The sequence below is a fragment of the Streptomyces sp. NPDC059743 genome (assembly GCF_042732975.1).
Lineage (GTDB): Bacteria > Actinomycetota > Actinomycetes > Streptomycetales > Streptomycetaceae > Streptomyces.
The window spans coordinates 71,591-88,391 of the sequence record NZ_JBHWGS010000001.1 but is presented as its reverse complement, the minus strand read 5'-3'; the positions used below and the strand labels follow the sequence as shown (position 1 = coordinate 88,391).

At 68.3% G+C, this 16,801-nt stretch carries 13 protein-coding genes and 1 riboswitch; of the genes, 7 read left to right on the top strand and 6 right to left on the bottom strand.

The genetic code is table 11. From position 1 onward, the window contains the following. Positions 1–216: 216 nt before the first annotated feature. Together ACFV6H_RS00395 and ACFV6H_RS00390 are read right to left on the bottom strand one after the other, a co-directional pair. Positions 217–1,722, bottom strand: a complete 1,506-nt coding sequence (locus ACFV6H_RS00395) for a PAS domain-containing sensor histidine kinase (RefSeq protein WP_385537878.1) — start codon at positions 1,720–1,722, stop codon at positions 217–219. Between the two features lie 372 nt (positions 1,723–2,094). Beyond that, positions 2,095–3,183, bottom strand: a complete 1,089-nt coding sequence (locus ACFV6H_RS00390; RefSeq protein ID WP_385536720.1) for an SIS domain-containing protein — start codon at positions 3,181–3,183, stop codon at positions 2,095–2,097. A gap of 179 nt (positions 3,184–3,362) precedes the next feature. Between ACFV6H_RS00390 and nagB the strand changes: the two genes are divergently transcribed. Further along, on the top strand, positions 3,363–4,145 hold the full coding sequence (gene nagB / locus ACFV6H_RS00385) for a glucosamine-6-phosphate deaminase (RefSeq protein WP_093597594.1): 783 nt from the start codon (positions 3,363–3,365) through the stop codon (positions 4,143–4,145). 114 nt (positions 4,146–4,259) lie between these two features. Here the strand turns inward: nagB and ACFV6H_RS00380 are convergent, their stop codons facing one another. From ACFV6H_RS00380 to ACFV6H_RS00365, 4 genes are all read right to left on the bottom strand, one after another. Continuing rightward, complete coding sequence (locus ACFV6H_RS00380) at positions 4,260–5,795, bottom strand: glycoside hydrolase family 3 protein (protein ID WP_385536716.1); 1,536 nt, start codon at positions 5,793–5,795, stop codon at positions 4,260–4,262. Positions 5,796–5,802: 7 nt separating this feature from the next. Further along, a complete protein-coding gene (locus ACFV6H_RS00375) occupies positions 5,803–6,720 on the bottom strand; it encodes a carbohydrate ABC transporter permease (protein WP_385536713.1) in 918 nt (305 codons plus the stop codon). Beyond that, the gene (locus tag ACFV6H_RS00370; RefSeq protein WP_385536710.1) at positions 6,717–7,715 is read right to left on the bottom strand and encodes a carbohydrate ABC transporter permease; all 999 of its coding nucleotides are present in this window, start codon (positions 7,713–7,715) and stop codon (positions 6,717–6,719) included. Before ACFV6H_RS00370 ends, ACFV6H_RS00375 begins: the two co-directional genes overlap by 4 nt. Positions 7,716–7,860: 145 nt before the next feature. After that, positions 7,861–9,159 (bottom strand): sugar ABC transporter substrate-binding protein, encoded by a 1,299-nt coding sequence (locus tag ACFV6H_RS00365; protein WP_093597060.1) that lies wholly within the window; start codon positions 9,157–9,159, stop codon positions 7,861–7,863. A gap of 289 nt (positions 9,160–9,448) precedes the next feature. Between ACFV6H_RS00365 and ACFV6H_RS00360 the strand changes: the two genes are divergently transcribed. The 6 genes from ACFV6H_RS00360 (at position 9,449) to ACFV6H_RS00335 (ending at position 16,794) form a co-directional block, all read left to right on the top strand. After that, positions 9,449–10,225 (top strand): GntR family transcriptional regulator, encoded by a 777-nt coding sequence (locus tag ACFV6H_RS00360; RefSeq protein ID WP_384976282.1) that lies wholly within the window; start codon positions 9,449–9,451, stop codon positions 10,223–10,225. Positions 10,226–10,392: 167 nt separating this feature from the next. Next, a complete protein-coding gene (locus tag ACFV6H_RS00355) occupies positions 10,393–10,686 on the top strand; it encodes a DUF3311 domain-containing protein (protein WP_384976204.1) in 294 nt (97 codons plus the stop codon). Beyond that, positions 10,683–12,317, top strand: coding sequence for a monocarboxylate uptake permease MctP (gene mctP / locus ACFV6H_RS00350; protein WP_385536706.1), 1,635 nt, complete (start codon positions 10,683–10,685; stop codon positions 12,315–12,317). Before ACFV6H_RS00355 ends, mctP begins: the two co-directional genes overlap by 4 nt. 145 nt (positions 12,318–12,462) lie before the next feature. Continuing rightward, positions 12,463–12,999, top strand: coding sequence for a GNAT family N-acetyltransferase (locus tag ACFV6H_RS00345; RefSeq protein WP_385536703.1), 537 nt, complete (start codon positions 12,463–12,465; stop codon positions 12,997–12,999). A gap of 35 nt (positions 13,000–13,034) precedes the next feature. Further along, positions 13,035–13,177, top strand: a riboswitch (cobalamin riboswitch). 144 nt (positions 13,178–13,321) lie between these two features. Next, entirely contained in the window at positions 13,322–15,781 is a 2,460-nt protein-coding gene (locus ACFV6H_RS00340) for a ribonucleoside-diphosphate reductase subunit alpha (protein WP_385536700.1), read from the top strand. Further along, positions 15,781–16,794: a ribonucleotide-diphosphate reductase subunit beta gene (locus tag ACFV6H_RS00335; RefSeq protein ID WP_385536696.1), complete on the top strand. Its 1,014-nt coding sequence runs from the start codon at positions 15,781–15,783 to the stop codon at positions 16,792–16,794. The genes ACFV6H_RS00340 and ACFV6H_RS00335 overlap by 1 nt, the downstream gene beginning before the upstream one ends. The last annotated feature ends 7 nt before the right edge of the window (positions 16,795–16,801 follow it).

Below are 16,801 nucleotides of genomic sequence, written 5' to 3'. Positions count from 1 at the left end.
GCATAGCCCCGCCCCCGAACCGCAGCGCGCAGTACCCCCCGATGCGCATCGCCCAGTGAGCTTCGAGCCGAGCCCCGGACCGTCACCACGGCCCGGGGCTCGCTGCTGTTCGCTGTTCCTGCCGGGCGCCCGACCGACCGGCTGCCTGTCTGTGTCAACTCGCCGCCGCGTACACCATCCGTACGGCTACTTCTCTTACGGCTGCTTCCCGTACGGCTATTTCTGCGGCTCCACCGGAATGTCCAGTACGACGCGCGTACCGCGCACCGGCGCCGGCACCATGTCGAAGCCGCCGCCCAACTCGCCCTCCACCAGCGTCCGTACGATCTGGAGCCCCAGATTGCCGGCCCGCCGCGGATCGAATCCCTCGGGCAGACCGCGTCCGTCGTCCTGGACGGTGATCAGCAGCCGGCCGTCCGAACGAGGGCCGTCGCCACGCTTCTTGGCCAGTTCACCGCCGCGGGCGCCGCTGCGGACCACCGAGACATCGACCCGGCCCTGCTCGCCCGGCGCGAAGGCATGTTCCAGGGCGTTCTGGAGAATCTCGGTGAGCACCATCGAGAGCGGAGTGGCGACTTCGGCGTCGAGGATGCCGAACCGGCCAGTGCGGCGGCAGACGACCGTGCCCGGTGAGATCTCGGCGACCATCGCCAGCACCCGGTCGGCGATCTCGTCGAACTCCACCCGCTCGTCCAGATTCTGGGACAGCGTCTCATGCACGATCGCGATCGAACCGACGCGCCGTACAGCCTCGTCCAGGGCCTCCCGGCCCTGTGGTGAATCCATTCGCCGGGCCTGGAGACGGAGCAGCGCTGCGACGGTCTGGAGATTGTTCTTCACCCGGTGATGGATCTCCCGGATGGTGGCGTCCTTGGTGATCAACTCACGCTCGCGGCGCCGGAGTTCCGTGACGTCCCGGAGCAGCACCAGCGAGCCGATCCGGGTGCCCTTGGGCTTGAGCGGGATCGCGCGGAGCTGGATGACACCGCCGCTGCCCTCGACCTCGGTCTCCCTGGGCGCGTAGCCGCTGGCGAGTTTGACGATCGCCTCGTCCACCGGGCCACGGGCCGGGGCCAGTTCATCGGTGGTCCTGCCGAGGTGATGGCCGACCAGATCGGAGGCGAGTCCCAGCCGGTGGTACGCGGAGAGGGCATTGGGGCTCGCGTACTGGACGACTCCCTCGGCGTCGAGCCGGATCAGTCCGTCGCCCACGCGCGGTGAGGCGTCCATGTCGACCTGCTGGCCCGGGAAGGGAAAGGATCCTGCGGCGATCATCTGGGCCAGATCGGAGGCGGACTGGAGATAGGTCAGCTCCAGCCGGCTGGGCGTGCGGACGGTGAGCAGATTCGTATTGCGCGCGATGACTCCGAGGACGCGGCCCTCACGCCGTACGGGAATGGACTCGACCCGTACCGGCACCTCCTCGCGCCACTCGGGATCGCCCTCCCTGACGATGCGTCCCTCGTCCAGCGCCGCGTCCAGCAGCGGTCTGCGGCCCCTGGGCACGAGATGGCCGACCATGTCGTCCTGGTAGGAGGTGGGACCGGTGTTGGGACGCATCTGGGCGACGGACACATAGCGGGTGCCGTCCCGGGTGGGCACCCAGAGGACGAGATCGGCGAAGGAGAGATCGGAGAGGAGCTGCCACTCCGAGACCAGCAGATGCAGCCACTCGAGGTCAGACTCACTGAGGGCTGTGTGCTGTCGTACGAGGTCGTTCATGGAGGGCACACAGGCGAGCGTACCCGCGCGGCAACAACCGGCACGAACTGTGGTCTGTCGCGAACGGCCGCGGGGAAATAGGCTCGGCACACGCATGGACAGCGAAGAATGGTCTAGTCCACAATGACGCTATAGAGCCTCCACTCTCCCCGCACAGGAGGGTGGACCGAGGTGCCGGCGCTCTCTGCCCTGACTGCGGCGGAACCTCTCCCACGGCCGAACGGGACCGCACACCCGTCGGCCGAGCAACTCCGGGCTGCGGTGCCGGACGGGTTGAGGGTCCCGTCGCGGCGCCGCGGCCCGCGGGTGAGCAGCCCGCCGATGCCGTCCGTACCGTCGGCGCCATCAGTGCCGTCAGCGCTGTCAGTGTCTTCAACGGGTCTCCGTGACCTTCGCGAGGGCCCTGGGAGCGTCCGGGTCCTGGCCTCTGGCGATGGTCACCTCGTACGCCAGAAGCTGGAGCGGCAGAATCTCCAGGACCGGCTGGAGCTCCTCGGGAACGCCGTCCGTAGGGAGCGCGAAGCCCGCCGACGCCGTCTCCACCTCCGCCGCCGGGCCGACCACGAACAGATCGGCGCCCCGGCCGCGCAGCCGTTCCAGCACCGGCCGCAGGGCCTCGCCGCCCTTGCCGTCGGGGACGACGGCGATCACCGGCGAGATGTTGTCGACCATCGCCAGCGGGCCGTGCAGCAGATCCGCGCCGGAGTACGCGAGCGCCGGGATATAGCTGGTCTCCATCAGCTTCAGGGCCGCCTCCTTGGCCGTCGGATAGCCGTAGCCACGGGAGGTGATGACCATCCGTTCGGCGAAGCGGTAGCGGGAGGCGAGCGTCCGTACCTCGTCCCGGCGCGCGAGGATCCGCTCGGCGAGATCCGGCAGGACACCGGCCGCCGCGCCGTCACCGCCGCCGAGTCCCTCGACAAAGAGATAAAGCGCGAGCAGCGAGGCCGTGTACGTCTTGGTGGCGGGAAGCGCACGCTCCGGGCCCGCCAGGATGTCGACATGGAACTCGGACACGGCGGCCAGCGGTGAGTCCGGGCTGTTGGTGACCGCGAGCGTGACCGCGCCGGCGTCCCGGGCCGCCCGGGTGGAGGCCACCAGATCCGGCGAGCCGCCCGACTGGCTGACGGTGACGACCAGCACATCGGTGAGGTCCGGCTTGGCGCCGTACGCCGTCGTGGTGGACATGGAGGCCAGACCGCAGGGCAGGCCGAGCCGGATCTCCAGCAGATACTTCGCGTAGAGCGCCGCGTTGTCCGACGTACCGCGGGCGGTGAGCAGTACGAAACGCGGGCTCCGCGCCGCGATCGCCGCCGCCACCTCGCGGATCCGGGGCGCGCCGTCGCGCAGGACGCGCCGGAGCACCGCGGGCTGCTCCGCGATCTCGCCGGACATGATCCGGCCCGGCGGCTCGCCCTCGTCCGGCTCCTGAGGCTCCTGAGGCGAAAACACGGCCGACATGGTGGTTTCTCCCCTTCTCCTCGAAGGCTTCCGCCAGCCCAGTCGACCACGGAGGTCCGAGGCCACGCCAGCCGACATGAACGGCCAGGACCTGTTCCGGAGGCTCTTCGTCCGGCAGGGCGCCTCTGCTAGATTGGTCTATACCACATCGGACACACCATCAGATCGGCAGGCCCAGCGTGGAAGTTGTCATCGTCCAGGACGCGACGGCAGGCGGCGAACTCATCGCGGAGAGCATCGCCGCCCTGCTGCGCCGCAAGCGCGACGCCCTGCTGGGCGTGGCCACCGGTTCGAGCCCGCTGCCCATCTATCAGGCCCTGACGGCCAAGGTCCGCTCCGGCGCCGTGGACGCCTCGGCCGCGCGGATCGCCCAGCTCGACGAGTACGTGGGACTGCCCGCCGGCCATCCCGAGTCGTACCGCTCGGTCGTGCTGCGCGAGGTGGTGGAGCCGCTGGGCCTGCCGGAGAGCGCCTTCATGGGCCCGGACGGCAGCGCCGAGGACGTCCAGGCGGCGTGCGAGGCGTACGACCGCGCGCTCGCCGAGGCCGGCGGCGTGGATCTCCAGCTCCTCGGTATCGGCACGGACGGGCACATAGGCTTCAACGAGCCCTGCTCCTCGCTCGTCTCGCGCACCCGGATCAAGACGCTCACGCGCCAGACGAGGGCGGACAACGCGCGCTTCTTCGACAGTCCCGAGGAGGTGCCGCACCATGTCATCACCCAGGGCATCGGCACGATCCTGGAGGCCCGCCATCTGGTGCTGCTCGCCACCGGCGAGGGCAAGGCCGAGGCGGTGGCGCAGGCCGTCGAGGGCCCGCTCGCCGCGGTGGTACCGGCCTCGGCGCTCCAGCTCCATCCGCACGCGACGGTCGTCGTGGACGAGGCCGCCGCGTCGAAGCTGAAGCTGGCCGACTACTTCCGTGACACCTTCGCCGCGAAGCCGAGCTGGCAGGGCATCTGACCTCGCGGTGTCCTCAGGCGCCGGACGGGCTGATTCGCAGCCCGTCCGGCGTCTGAGGACAGAACACAGCGCCCGTCCGGCGCCTGAGGCACAGCACCAGGACCGAGTACAGCGCTAGCGTCCCGCGATGACCTCCGCGGCGGCCTGTCCGCACACCCGCGCGGCCCCGTAGGTCGCGATATGCAGGGCTCCTCTGGGCTCCGCCTCGTTCAGGCCCATCTCCACCACGACCGTCTCGGGACGGGCGGCGAGCAGGGCGTCCAGGGCGTCCGCCATCCAGGCGTGCCGGTGGACATCGCGTACGACGGCGACGACCGTACGGTCACCCGCCGCCGCGAGCACCCGTGCGACCAGCGCGTCCGTGCCCGTGCCCGCGATACCGGCGCCGCTGTACGAGACCGTCTCCGTACCGGGAAGCAGCCGTCCCAGCTCCGCCGCGACACCCCACGGCGTCTCGTCCCCGACGGCGATGTTCGCGACGGGAGTGAAGGCCGCGACGAACGGCGCGGTGTCGAGCGGCTTCGCCGTCCCGGTCACCCGCAGCGCGCGCCGGGCCGCCACCAGACCGATCGCGGTGCCGGGCGCGGTCCCCTCCTGTGAATCCGCGCCCGGCTCCGAAGCCCCCCGAGCCCCCCTGGCCCGCAGTGTCCAGTCGGCGAGACCGCGCACACGCGCGGCAGCGTCGGCCAGTCGCTCCTCGGGCAGATCACCGCTCCGTACCGCCGCGACCAGGGCGTCGCGCAGCCGCAGTACGGTGTCCTCGTCCGCCAGGCCGCCGCCGACACAGATGGCGTCGGCGCCCGCGGCGATCGCGAGGACAGAGCCGCGCTCGATTCCGTACGTCGCGGCGATGGCCTGCATCTCCATGCCGTCGGTGACGATCAGGCCCTCGAAGCCCAGCTCCTCGCGCAGCAGTCCGGTGAGGATCTGCGGGCTGAGAGTCGCCGGGCGGTTCGGGTCGAGCGCGGGAAGCAGGATATGCGCGCTCATGACGCATTTGGAACCCGCGGCGATCGCCGCCCGGAAAGGCAGCAGGTCACGGGCGTGCACTGTGTCCAGGTCCACATCGATACGCGGCATCGCGTGGTGCGAGTCGACGGCGGTGTCGCCATGGCCGGGGAAGTGCTTGGTGCAGGCGGCGACGCCGGCGCTCTGGAGGCCCTCGACATACGCGGCGGTGTGCCGGGCCACCAGCGCCGGATCTGCGCCGAAGGACCGTACACCGATCACCGGATTGTCACGGTTGGAGTTGACGTCCGCGGAAGGAGCCCAGTTGAGGTTCACACCGCATTCGGCGAGCCTGTGGCCCAGCTCCTGGGCGACGGCCCGGGTCAGCCCGGTGTCGTCCACCGCGCCGAGTGCGTGGTTGCCCGGGAAGGAGGAGCCGTGCCTGACCTCCAGCCGGGTGACATCGCCGCCCTCCTCGTCGATCGCGACGAGGACGTCGTCCCGTACCGCCCGGAGCTGCGCGGTGAGCGCGGCGAGCTGGTCCGGCGAGGAGATGTTGCGGCCGAAGAGACCGACGGAGGTGAGGCCCTCGCCGATGTGCCGCAGCAGCCATGCCGGAGCGGTGGTGCCGAGGAATCCGGGCTGGAGGACGGCGAGGGCGTCGCGGGTGAGGGTGTCCGTACCGCTTACGAGTGTGGTCATCGGCGGATCAACCCTTCACTGCGCCGGAGGTGAGGCCGGTCGCCATGTACTTCTGCACGAGAAGGAAGAAGGCCACGACCGGAATGGCGATCAGCGTCGAGGCGGCCATCAGGGCTCCGTAGTCGACACCGCGTGAGGTGGTGAAGTTCATCAGCCACACGTTGAGCGTGTACTTCTCGTTGTCCTGGAGGACGACATAGGCGAGCAGGTACTCGTTCCACGCCGTGATCAGAGAGAAGATCGCCGCGGCGGCGAGACCGGGCGCGAGCAGCGGGAATGTCACCCGCCAGAAGGCGCCGGTCCGGCTGCATCCGTCCACCATCGCGGACTCCTCCAGCTCCGGCGGGATATTGATGACGAAGCCGCGGATCATCCAGGTCGCGAAGGGCAGTGTCGTGACGAGATAGACGACGATGACGCCCCAGTACTCGTTCAGCCCGCCCAGATCGTTGAGCTGGATGTAAAGAGGGATCAGCATGGCCGTCGGCGGTACGAGCTGGACGGTCAGCAGCACGATCATGAAGAACTTACGGCCGCGGAACCGGAACCGGGCGATGGAGAAGGCGGCGATGGTGGCAAGCAGCATGCCTCCGAGGACCGCGACACCGCAGATGATGAGGCTGGACTGGATGGCGGTGGCGAAGTTCGGCTGGTTCACCGCCCGCTGGAAGTTGTCGAGGGTGAGCGACGAGGGCCAGAGCGTCTGGTCGTAGCTGCGGATCTCATGGTTGGGCCGCAGCGAGCTGATGACCAGCCAGTAGACCGGGAAGGCCATGACGACGAAGACGGCCAGACCGACGATGTTGTAGCCGAGCCGGTTCTTCTTACGGTCCGGGCGCAGGACCTGGGTCCGGTCCTGCGGGCGGGCCTGCGAGCCGGCCTTTGCGGTGGCCTGGGAGTCGGCCTGGGTGGTGGAGGCGCTCATTCGACCTCTCCGATCTTGAGCAGCTGGCGCAGGTAGTACACAGCGACGCCGGAGAGCAGCAGGACCGTGATCAGGGAGATGGCCGCGCCCTGGCTGAACGAGTTGGACTCGAATGCCTTCTCGAACGAGTAGATGCCGAGGACCGTGTACTCCGGCTCCGGCTTGTTGCCGCGGATCAGGAAGATCTGGCCGAAGACATTGAAGTCCCACAGTACGGACAGGGTGCCCACCATCTGGAAGACCGGCTTGATGACCGGCCAGGTGACATAGCGGAAGACTCCCGCCACACCGGCTCCGTCGAGCGCCGCCGCCTCCTCCAGCTCCTTGGGGACCTGGGTCAGCGCCGCGTAGAGCGTGACGGCGACGAACGGGATGGCGCCCCAGACGACGACCGCGCCGATGATCAGAAAGCCCTGTACCGGATCGAGGAACCAGTTGTGGCCCTGGGCGTCCACTCCGAGGTACTTGGTGAGCACCATGTTCAGTACGCCGTAGTCGGAGTCGGCGAACCAGCGGAAGATGGAGGTCGTCACCAGCAGCGGCATCGACCAGGCGGCGATCAGCGCGGCGGTGAGGAGCAGCCGTACCCAGGTGTCCATGCGCTGCATCAGCATGGAGATACCGAGGCCGATGACCATGGTGGCCAGCACACAGACGACCATGAAGATGACGGTCCGCCAGACGACGGCCCAGAACTCGCCGTCGCCGAGGATATTGGTGAACTGCTCGAAGCCCACCCAGGGAGCGGCCTCCCCGGTCCACAGTTCGCGCCGGCCGACATCCTGGAAGGACATGATGACCGTCTTGACCAGCGGCCAGGCGAAGACGGCGGCGATCGCGACGAACGCGGGTGCTATCAGAAGGTACGGCAGCAGCGCGCCCGCCTTGCGGCGCGTTCTGCGCGGCACGCCCTTGGGCGGCTGAGCGCCGCTGCCTTCGGTGACCCGCGCTACGGTTACCGGCGGATCGGCTGCTTTCATGTCGGCGGCACTCACTGTGCTTGCCTTCCGTTCGGACCTGGTACCGGAGGACGGGGGGCGACGAGCCCTTTCGGGCCCGCCACCCCCCGTAGGCGATCAACTGAGTCTCGGTCTCAACCGGTTCGGTGGTCCGGAGAGTTCGGACTCAGGGAGTCCGGGATCAGGACTCTTCGTTGATCAGCTGGTCGATCTCCGCGTCGGCCGCCTTCGTGGCCTCCGCTACCGACTTGCCCTTGATGATGTCGAGCAGCATGACCTCGAGAGTTTCCTTCTTCTCGATGGCCGTCCAGCCCGGGGCGATCGGCGTGAACCACGCGTCCGGAACGGCGTTGGCGATCGGTGCGGTCTCCGGCTTCGCCTTCAGCGGCTCAAGCTGCTTGGTGTTGTTCGGCAGGATGTTCTTGGAGGCCAGGACCTCCTGCGACTTGGCGCTGGTGAAGGCCGCGATCCACTCCTCACCGAGGTCCAGGACCTTGGACTTGGATATGGTCGCGAGGTCGGAGCCGCCGATGAAGGACGGCAGGGCCTTGCCGTCGGGACCGGGCATACCGGCCGTACCGATCTTGTCCTTCAGCTTCGGGTTGCCGTTCGCCGCCGGGTCCACGACGCTGCCGGCCTCCCAGCCGTTGCCGTAGAGAAGCGCGGTCTTCTCGTTGGCCATGACGTTGGCGTGGTCCGCCTCGTCCTTGGTCTTGTCGCCGTTGTTGTACTTGTTCACCAGGTCGACGAAGTGCTGGATGCCCTTCTGGGCCTCGGGCGTGGAGAGGCTCGCCTTCCACTCCTTCGCGCTCTCGTCGTACGTGGCCACCTTGCCGCCGTACGCCGCGACGTACGACATCGCCGCGTACCAGTAACGGCCCGGCAGATACAGCGGCGAGAACGCCTTGTCCTTGCCGTACTTGGCGCCGACCTTGTCGAGGGCCTTGGTCAGGTCCGCCTCGGTGGTGGGCAGCACGTCCGAGCCGGTGGCGGCCTTGAACATGTCCTTGTTGTAGATCGCCACACGGGCGCCCGCGTAGTAGGGGACACAGAACTGCTTGCCCTCGAAGGTGCAGGTGTCCTTCAGACCCTTGATCCAGGTGTCCGAGTTCTCGTACTTCGCCGGGTCGATCTCACCGAGAGCGCCGTTGAGGATGTACGTCATCGTCTCGGTGTTGCCCAGCTCGACCACGTCCGGGAACTTGTCGCCCGCGAGCGCCGCGTCGAGCTTCTTGGCCTTGTCCGCCCACTGCTGGTACTGGACCTTGACCGTGACGTTCGGGTACTTCGCCTTGAACTGGTCGTTGACGTCCTTGACCAGCTCCGGCCAGGTGCTCTGCGCGTCCGACATGAGCCAGACGGTCAGCGTCTCCTTACGGTCCTTGGGATCCTTCGACGCCGTGCTGTCGTCCGAGCCACACGCGGCCATACCGACCATCATGCCTGCGACGCCGACCGTCGCGATGAGCTTGCGCTTCACGCCACCCTCCTCAGGGATGCCTGCAACCCCTGCCCACCGCGAAGACCGCAAAGACTTACGACGAGTACTGCTGGGGCTGGGACCTGGTCTTTAATGGTTTAGACCAGTACGGGGAGCTTGGCCTAGACCTTTAGGGGTGTCAAGGGTGTATAAGAAGGGCAGTCGTGTCCGTTATCGGACCGACACCTGAGGGAGGGCGACGACCCGTGGCCGGACCGTGCCACCATGTGAGCCGCGACAGACGGAGGAGCCGGTGACGGCAGCAGCGCAGGAGTCGGGAAGGCAGGCCATGGCCGCGGACGGGGGCGGGAGCGGGAACGTCACGGAGACCGACAACGGAGTCCCCACCCGTACGGCACGCGTGCCTAAGTATTACCGCCTGAAGCGGCACTTGCTCGATATGACGGAAACTCTTCCGCCCGGCACGCCGGTGCCTCCGGAGCGCACGCTCGCCGCCGAGTTCGACACCTCACGCACCACCGTGCGCCAGGCGCTCCAGGAGCTGGTGGTCGAGGGCAGGCTCGAACGGATCCAGGGCAAGGGCACCTTTGTCGCCAAGCCCAAGGTCTCCCAGGCCCTTCAGCTCACCTCGTACACCGAGGACATGCGGGCCCAGGGCCTGGAGCCGACGTCCCAGCTGCTGGACATCGGCTATGTCACCGCCGATGACACGCTCGCCGGACTGCTCGACATCACCACGGGCGGACGCGTCCTGCGTATCGAGCGGCTGCGGCTGGCCAGCGGTGAGCCGATGGCCATCGAGACCACGCATCTGTCGGCCAAGCGCTTCCCCGCCCTGCGCCGCTCACTCGTCAAGTACACCTCTCTTTACACGGCGTTGGCCGAGGTGTACGACGTCCATCTCGCCGAGGCCGAGGAGACGATCGAGACCTCGCTGGCCACACCGCGCGAGGCCGGGCTGCTCGGCACGGATGTAGGTCTGCCGATGCTGATGCTCTCGCGGCACTCACTGGACGCCGCCGGCGAGCCGGTGGAGTGGGTGCGCTCGGTCTACCGCGGCGACCGCTACAAGTTCGTGGCACGGCTGAAGCGCCCGGCCCGCTGAGAAGTGGTGCACGACCGGACGTACGGTCAGGAACCGGGCCCACGGGCCCGGTTCCGCCGCGTTCACCTCCCAGTCCTTCACAGTTCCGGGCCTACCCGCCGCTGATGCCATTGCCGTAGATTTCCTGCGCACTCGTCAATGGCGATCAGTGAGGGGACAGATCCGCTGTGTCAGAAGTCCAGGAAGAGAAGCCGCCCACGACACGACCTCCGGCTCCGACGGTCACTCCCTTACGGGTGGTGATAGCGCTCTGTCTCCTCGCGCCCTTCGTGGCCCTGCTCTGGGTGAGCTCCTACGCGAAGACCGATCCGGCCTTCATCGGCATCCCGTTCTTCTACTGGTACCAGATGGCCTGGGTGCTGATCTCGACAGCGCTGACCATGATCGCCTACCAACTCTGGCAGCGTGACCAGCGCGCCCGCGGCGCCGGCAGTGCCCGCAAGGGAGGTGCGTCGCGATGACCGACGGCGTGAACGGTGTCGCGCTCACCGTCTTCATCTTCTTCTTCCTGGCCGTCACGGTCATGGGCTTCCTCGCCACCCGCTGGCGCAAGGCCGAGAACGAGCACAGCCTGGACGAATGGGGCCTCGGCGGCCGGTCGTTCGGCACCTGGGTCACCTGGTTCCTGCTCGGCGGCGACCTCTATACGGCGTACACCTTCGTGGCCGTCCCGGCGGCGATCTACGCGGCGGGCGCGGCCGGCTTCTTCGCCGTGCCGTACACCATTCTCATCTATCCGCTGATCTTCACCTTCCTGCCGCGGCTCTGGTCGGTGTCGCACAAGCACGGATACGTCACCACCTCGGACTTCGTCCGGGGACGCTTCGGTTCCAAGGGCCTCTCGCTGGCGGTCGCCGTCACCGGCATCCTCGCCACGATGCCGTATATCGCGCTCCAACTCGTGGGTATCCAGGCGGTGCTGGATGTCATGGGCGTCGGGGGCGGTGAGGGCACCCACTGGTTCATCAAGGACCTCCCGCTGCTCATCGCCTTCGGTGTGCTCGCTGCGTACACCTACTCGTCCGGACTGCGCGCGCCCGCGCTGATCGCCTTCGTCAAGGACACGCTGATCTATCTGGTGATCGTGGTGGCGATCATCTACATCCCGATCAAGCTGGGCGGCTTCGACGACATCTTCGCCAAGGCGGGCGAGGCGTTCGCACAGCCCAATGAGGTGACCGGCGCGCCGCGCGGCGCGCTCGTACCGGGCGACGCCGGGCAGTGGGGCTACGCCACGCTGGCGCTCGGTTCCGCGCTCGCGCTCTTCATGTATCCGCACTCCATCACGGCGACGCTCTCCAGCAGGAGCCGCGATGTGATCCGCCGCAACACCACGATCCTGCCGCTGTATTCGCTGATGCTGGGTCTGCTGGCGCTGCTCGGCTTCATGGCGATCGCCGCCGGCATCAAGGTCGACAACGGACAGCTCGCGATCCCGCAGCTCTTCGAGACCATGTTCCCCGACTGGTTCGCGGGCGTCGCCTTCGCCGCCATCGGTATCGGCGCGCTGGTGCCGGCCGCGATCATGTCCATCGCGGCGGCCAATCTCTTCACCCGCAATATCTACAAGGACTTCATCAAGCCGGACGCGACACCGGCGCAGGAGACCAAGGTCTCGAAAATCGTCTCGCTGCTGGTGAAGGTGGGCGCGCTGGTCTTCGTCCTCTCCATGGACAAGACGGTGGCGATCAACTTCCAGCTCCTGGGCGGGATCTGGATCCTCCAGACGATGCCGGCCCTGGTCGGCGGGCTCTTCACCCGCTGGTTCCACCGCTGGGCGCTGCTCGTGGGCTGGGGCGTCGGCATGGTGTACGGCACGGCCGCGGCGTACGGCGTCGCGAGCCCCACGCAGAAGCACTTCGGCGGCTCGTCGGCGGAGATCCCGGGACTCGGCGAGATCGGCTACATCGGCCTCACCGCGTTTGTGCTGAATGTGGTGGTGACGGTGGTGCTGACCTTCGTCATGCGGGCGCTCAAGGCGCCCGAGGGCGTGGACGAGACCAGCCCGTCCGACTACACGGCGGACGCGGGCGATTCGGACGACGTACGGGTGGAACTGCCGACGGCGACGTCGGGCGAAGCGGTGCGCTGACTTCCCAAGGTCAGGTCGCGAACGGGCCGCTGTGGCTTCGGGCCGCTGTGGCTTCGGGCCGCTGTGGCTTCGGGCCGCTGTGGCTTCCTTGCTGGTGAGGAGGCCGCGGCGGCCCGTTGTCGTACCCATGGCGCACACTCGGTTCATGGACTTCACGATCAGGGAGGCCGAGCCCGGCGAGTACGAGCGGCTCGGCGAGATCACCGCGCAAGCGTATCTGGTGGACGGGCACCTGGACTTCGGCGAGGACGACCCGTATCTGCCCACGCTGCGGGATGTGGCCACGCGTGCCGCCGAGGCGGAGGTGCTGGCCGCCGTGGACCCGGACGGCACGGTGCTGGGCGGAGTCACCTATGTCCCGGCCGGCGGGCCGTGGGCGGACATAGCGCGGGACGGCGAGACCGAGTTCCGGATGCTGGCGGTCGACCGGGCGGCCCGGGGCAGAGGCGTGGGCGAGGCGCTCGTCCGCGCCTGTGTGGCACGCGCGCAGGAGACGGAGGGCTGTATACGGATCGTCCTGTCGACGCAGCCGACCATGCGGCGGGCCCACCGGATCTATGAGCGCCTGGGCTTTGTCAGAAGCCCCGAGCGGGACTGGGAACCGCTCCCGGGACTCCCACTGCTCGCGTACGCCCTGGAACTCGACGGCGTCACCGACGGCGGTATACCCAGAGGCGACTGACCGCGCAGGACACTACATCTGGGGGGTGGCACGGCGAGCGGCCACCAGATGTATGCTCGACCTCGCTGTCGACGCAGGGGAATCCGGTGCGAATCCGGAACTGTCCCGCAACGGTGTGCTGTGGCGTGCTTTGTCATGTCCAGGAGTCCGAACACCTGCCGACGGTGCGTCCGGTTCGACCGATCCGGGCGCCGAGACGTCCGGGCCTCGCGGATGGGCCGGTGGACGCCGTGCTCCGCGCTGCCCTGGAAAGGGCCGTACGGCTGTGCGCGCCCCCGTATCCCTCGCGACAGGCCCGGAGCCGAGCGAGGGAGAGCACCACGTGACCATCGCGCCAGCCGAACCGGCTTCAGCCGCCTCCGGGACCTCCGGACCGGCGGACAGCCCCGGGCAGACGGACGGCACCAGGTCGACGGACGGCACCGGGACCGCTTTGCTGCGGACCTTGACGGAGCTGACCGCCGATCTGCCCGACACCGATCCCGGCAGAGTCGCCGCCGCCGCGCTGCGCGGCCGTAACGCCTCGTCGGACGAGGCCGAGCTGCGCGGGCTCGCCACCGAGGCGGCGGCAGGGCTGATCTCCGAGGACCCGGCGTACTCCCGGCTCGCCGCCCGGCTGCTCACCCGCGCCATCGCCGACGAGGCCGCGGGCCAGGGCGCGGTGTCGTTCTCGGCGTCGGTCGCGACCGGCCTCCGCGAGGGCCTGATCGCCGACCGTACGGCCGCGTTCGTCACGCGCCACGCCGACCGCCTCGACCGGCTGATCGATCTGGCCGCCGACGACCGCTTCGGCTACTTCGGGCTCCGTACGCTCCACAGCCGCTATCTGCTCCGCCATCCGCTGACCCGTCAGGTGATCGAGACTCCGCAGCACTTCCTGCTGCGCGTGGCGTCCGGCCTCGCCGAGGACGAGAGCGTGCGCGCGCTGGAGGAGGTCGCCGCGCTGTACCGGCTGATGAGCCGGCTGGAGTATCTGCCGTCCTCGCCGACGCTCTTCAACTCCGGCACCCGCCATCCTCAGATGTCCTCCTGCTATCTGCTGGACTCGCCGCGCGACGAGCTGGACTCCATCTACGACCGCTACCACCAGGTGGCCAGGCTCTCCAAGCACGCGGGCGGCATCGGCCTCTCGTACTCCCGTATCCGCTCGCGCGGTTCACTGATCCGCGGCACCAACGGGCACTCCAACGGCATCGTCCCGTTCCTGCGCACGCTCGACTCCTCGGTGGCCGCGGTCAACCAGGGCGGCCGGCGCAAGGGCGCGGCCTGTGTCTATCTGGAGACCTGGCACGCGGATCTGGAGGAGTTCCTCGAACTGCGCGACAACACCGGTGAGGACGCCCGGCGTACGCACAATCTGAATCTCGCGCACTGGATTCCGGACGAGTTCATGCGCCGCGTCGAGGCGGACGGCGAGTGGTCGCTCTTCTCGCCCGTCGACGTACCGGAACTGGTCGATCTCTGGGGCGACGAGTTCGACGCGGCGTACCGGGCCGCGGAGGCGGCGGGCCTGGCCCGCAGAAGCCTCCCGGCGCGGGAGCTGTACGGCAGGATGATGCGTACGCTCGCCCAGACCGGCAACGGCTGGATGACCTTCAAGGACGCCTCGAACCGTACGGCCAACCAGACCGCCGAGCCCGGCGCGGTCGTCCACTCCTCCAATCTCTGTACGGAGATCCTGGAGGTGACCGACGACGGCGAGACGGCGGTGTGCAATCTGGGCTCGGTCAACCTGGCGGCGTTCGTGCGGGAGCCGGGCGGGACCGACGGCGGGACCGACGGTGAGTCCCACAGCGGGATCGGCGCCGGGATCGACTGGGAGCGGCTCGACGAGACCGTCCGTACGGCCGTGACCTTCCTCGACCGGGTGGTGGACATCAACTACTACCCGACCGAGCAGGCCGCGAACTCGAACGCGAAATGGCGTCCGGTGGGCCTGGGCGTGATGGGCCTCCAGGACGTCTTCTTCAAGATGCGGCTGCCCTTCGACTCGCCCGAGGCCGCCGCGCTCTCCACCAGGATCGCCGAACGCATCATGCTCGCCGCGTACGAGGCGTCCTGCGACCTCGCTGAGCGCAACGGCCCGCTGCCCGCCTGGTCCCGTACGCGCGCGGCCCGTGGCGTACTGCACCCGGACCACTACGGCATCGAGCCGGCCTGGCCGGAGCGCTGGGCGGCACTGCGTGCCCGTATCGCCGCGACCGGGATGCGGAACTCCCTGCTCCTGGCGATCGCGCCGACGGCGACCATCGCCTCGATCGCCGGTGTGTACGAGTGCATCGAGCCGCAGGTCTCCAATCTCTTCAAGCGCGAGACGCTGTCGGGTGAGTTCCTCCAGGTCAACTCGTATCTGGTGGCGGATCTGAAGCGGCTGGGCGTCTGGGACGCGCGCTCGCGCGAGGCGCTGCGCGAGTCCAACGGCTCGGTGGCGGGCTTCGGCTGGATCCCGGCGGAGGTCCGCGATCTGTACCGCACGGCGTGGGAGATCCCGCAGCGCGGACTGATCGACATGGCGGCGGCGCGTACGCCGTTCCTGGACCAGAGCCAGTCGCTCAACCTGTTCCTGGAGACGCCGACCATCGGCAAGCTGAGCTCGATGTACGCGTACGCCTGGAAGAAGGGCCTCAAGACGACGTACTACCTGCGCTCGCGCCCGGCGACAAGGATCGCGCGGGCGGCGGGCCACGCTCCCGTACCCGTACCTGTACCCGTACAGGCGCCACCGCCGGACGCCGTCGCCTGCTCCCTGGAGAATCCCGAGTCCTGCGAGGCGTGCCAGTGATGACTGCCCGGACGAAGAACCTCCTGGACCCGGGCTTCGAGCTGACGCTGAGGCCCATGCGCTACCCGGACTTCTACGAGCGCTACCGCGACGCGATCAAGAACACCTGGACGGTGGAGGAGGTCGATCTGCACTCCGATGTCGCCGATCTCGCCAAGCTCTCGCCCGCCGAGCAGCACATGATCGGCCGGCTGGTCGCGTTCTTCGCGACGGGCGACTCGATCGTGGCGAACAATCTGGTGCTGACGCTCTACCGGCACATCAACTCGCCCGAGGCCAGGCTCTATCTCTCGCGCCAGCTCTTCGAGGAGGCCGTGCACGTCCAGTTCTATCTGACGCTGCTCGACACCTATCTCCCCGATCCGGCCGACCGCGCGGCGGCCTTCGCGGCGGTGGAGAACATCCCGTCGATCCGTGAGAAGGCGCAGTTCTGCTTCCGCTGGATGGACTCGGTCGAGACGGTCGACCGGCTGGAGTCCCGCTCCGACCGCCGGCGCTTCCTGCTCAATCTGATCTGCTTCGCGGCCTGTATCGAGGGACTGTTCTTCTACGGCGCGTTCGCCTACGTCTACTGGTTCCGCTCCCGAGGCCTGCTGCATGGTCTGGCCACCGGCACCAACTGGGTGTTCCGCGACGAAACGATGCATATGAACTTCGCCTTCGAGGTCGTGGACACGGTCCGCAAGGAGGAGCCGGAGCTGTTCGACGACGACCTCCAGCGGCAGGTCACGGACATGCTGAAGGAGGCCGTGGAGGCGGAGCTGCAATTCGGCCGCGACCTGTGCGGCGAGGGACTGCCGGGCATGAACACCGAGTCGATGCGCGAGTACCTGCGATGCGTAGCCGACCAGCGCCTCCAACGCCTGGGCTTCGCACCGGTGTACGGCGCGCAGAACCCGTTCTCCTTCATGGAACTCCAGGGCGTCCAGGAACTGACCAACTTCTTCGAACGCCGCCCGTCGGCGTACCAGGTCGCGGTGGAAGGCACGGTCGCCTTCGACGACGACTTCTGACCGGGCA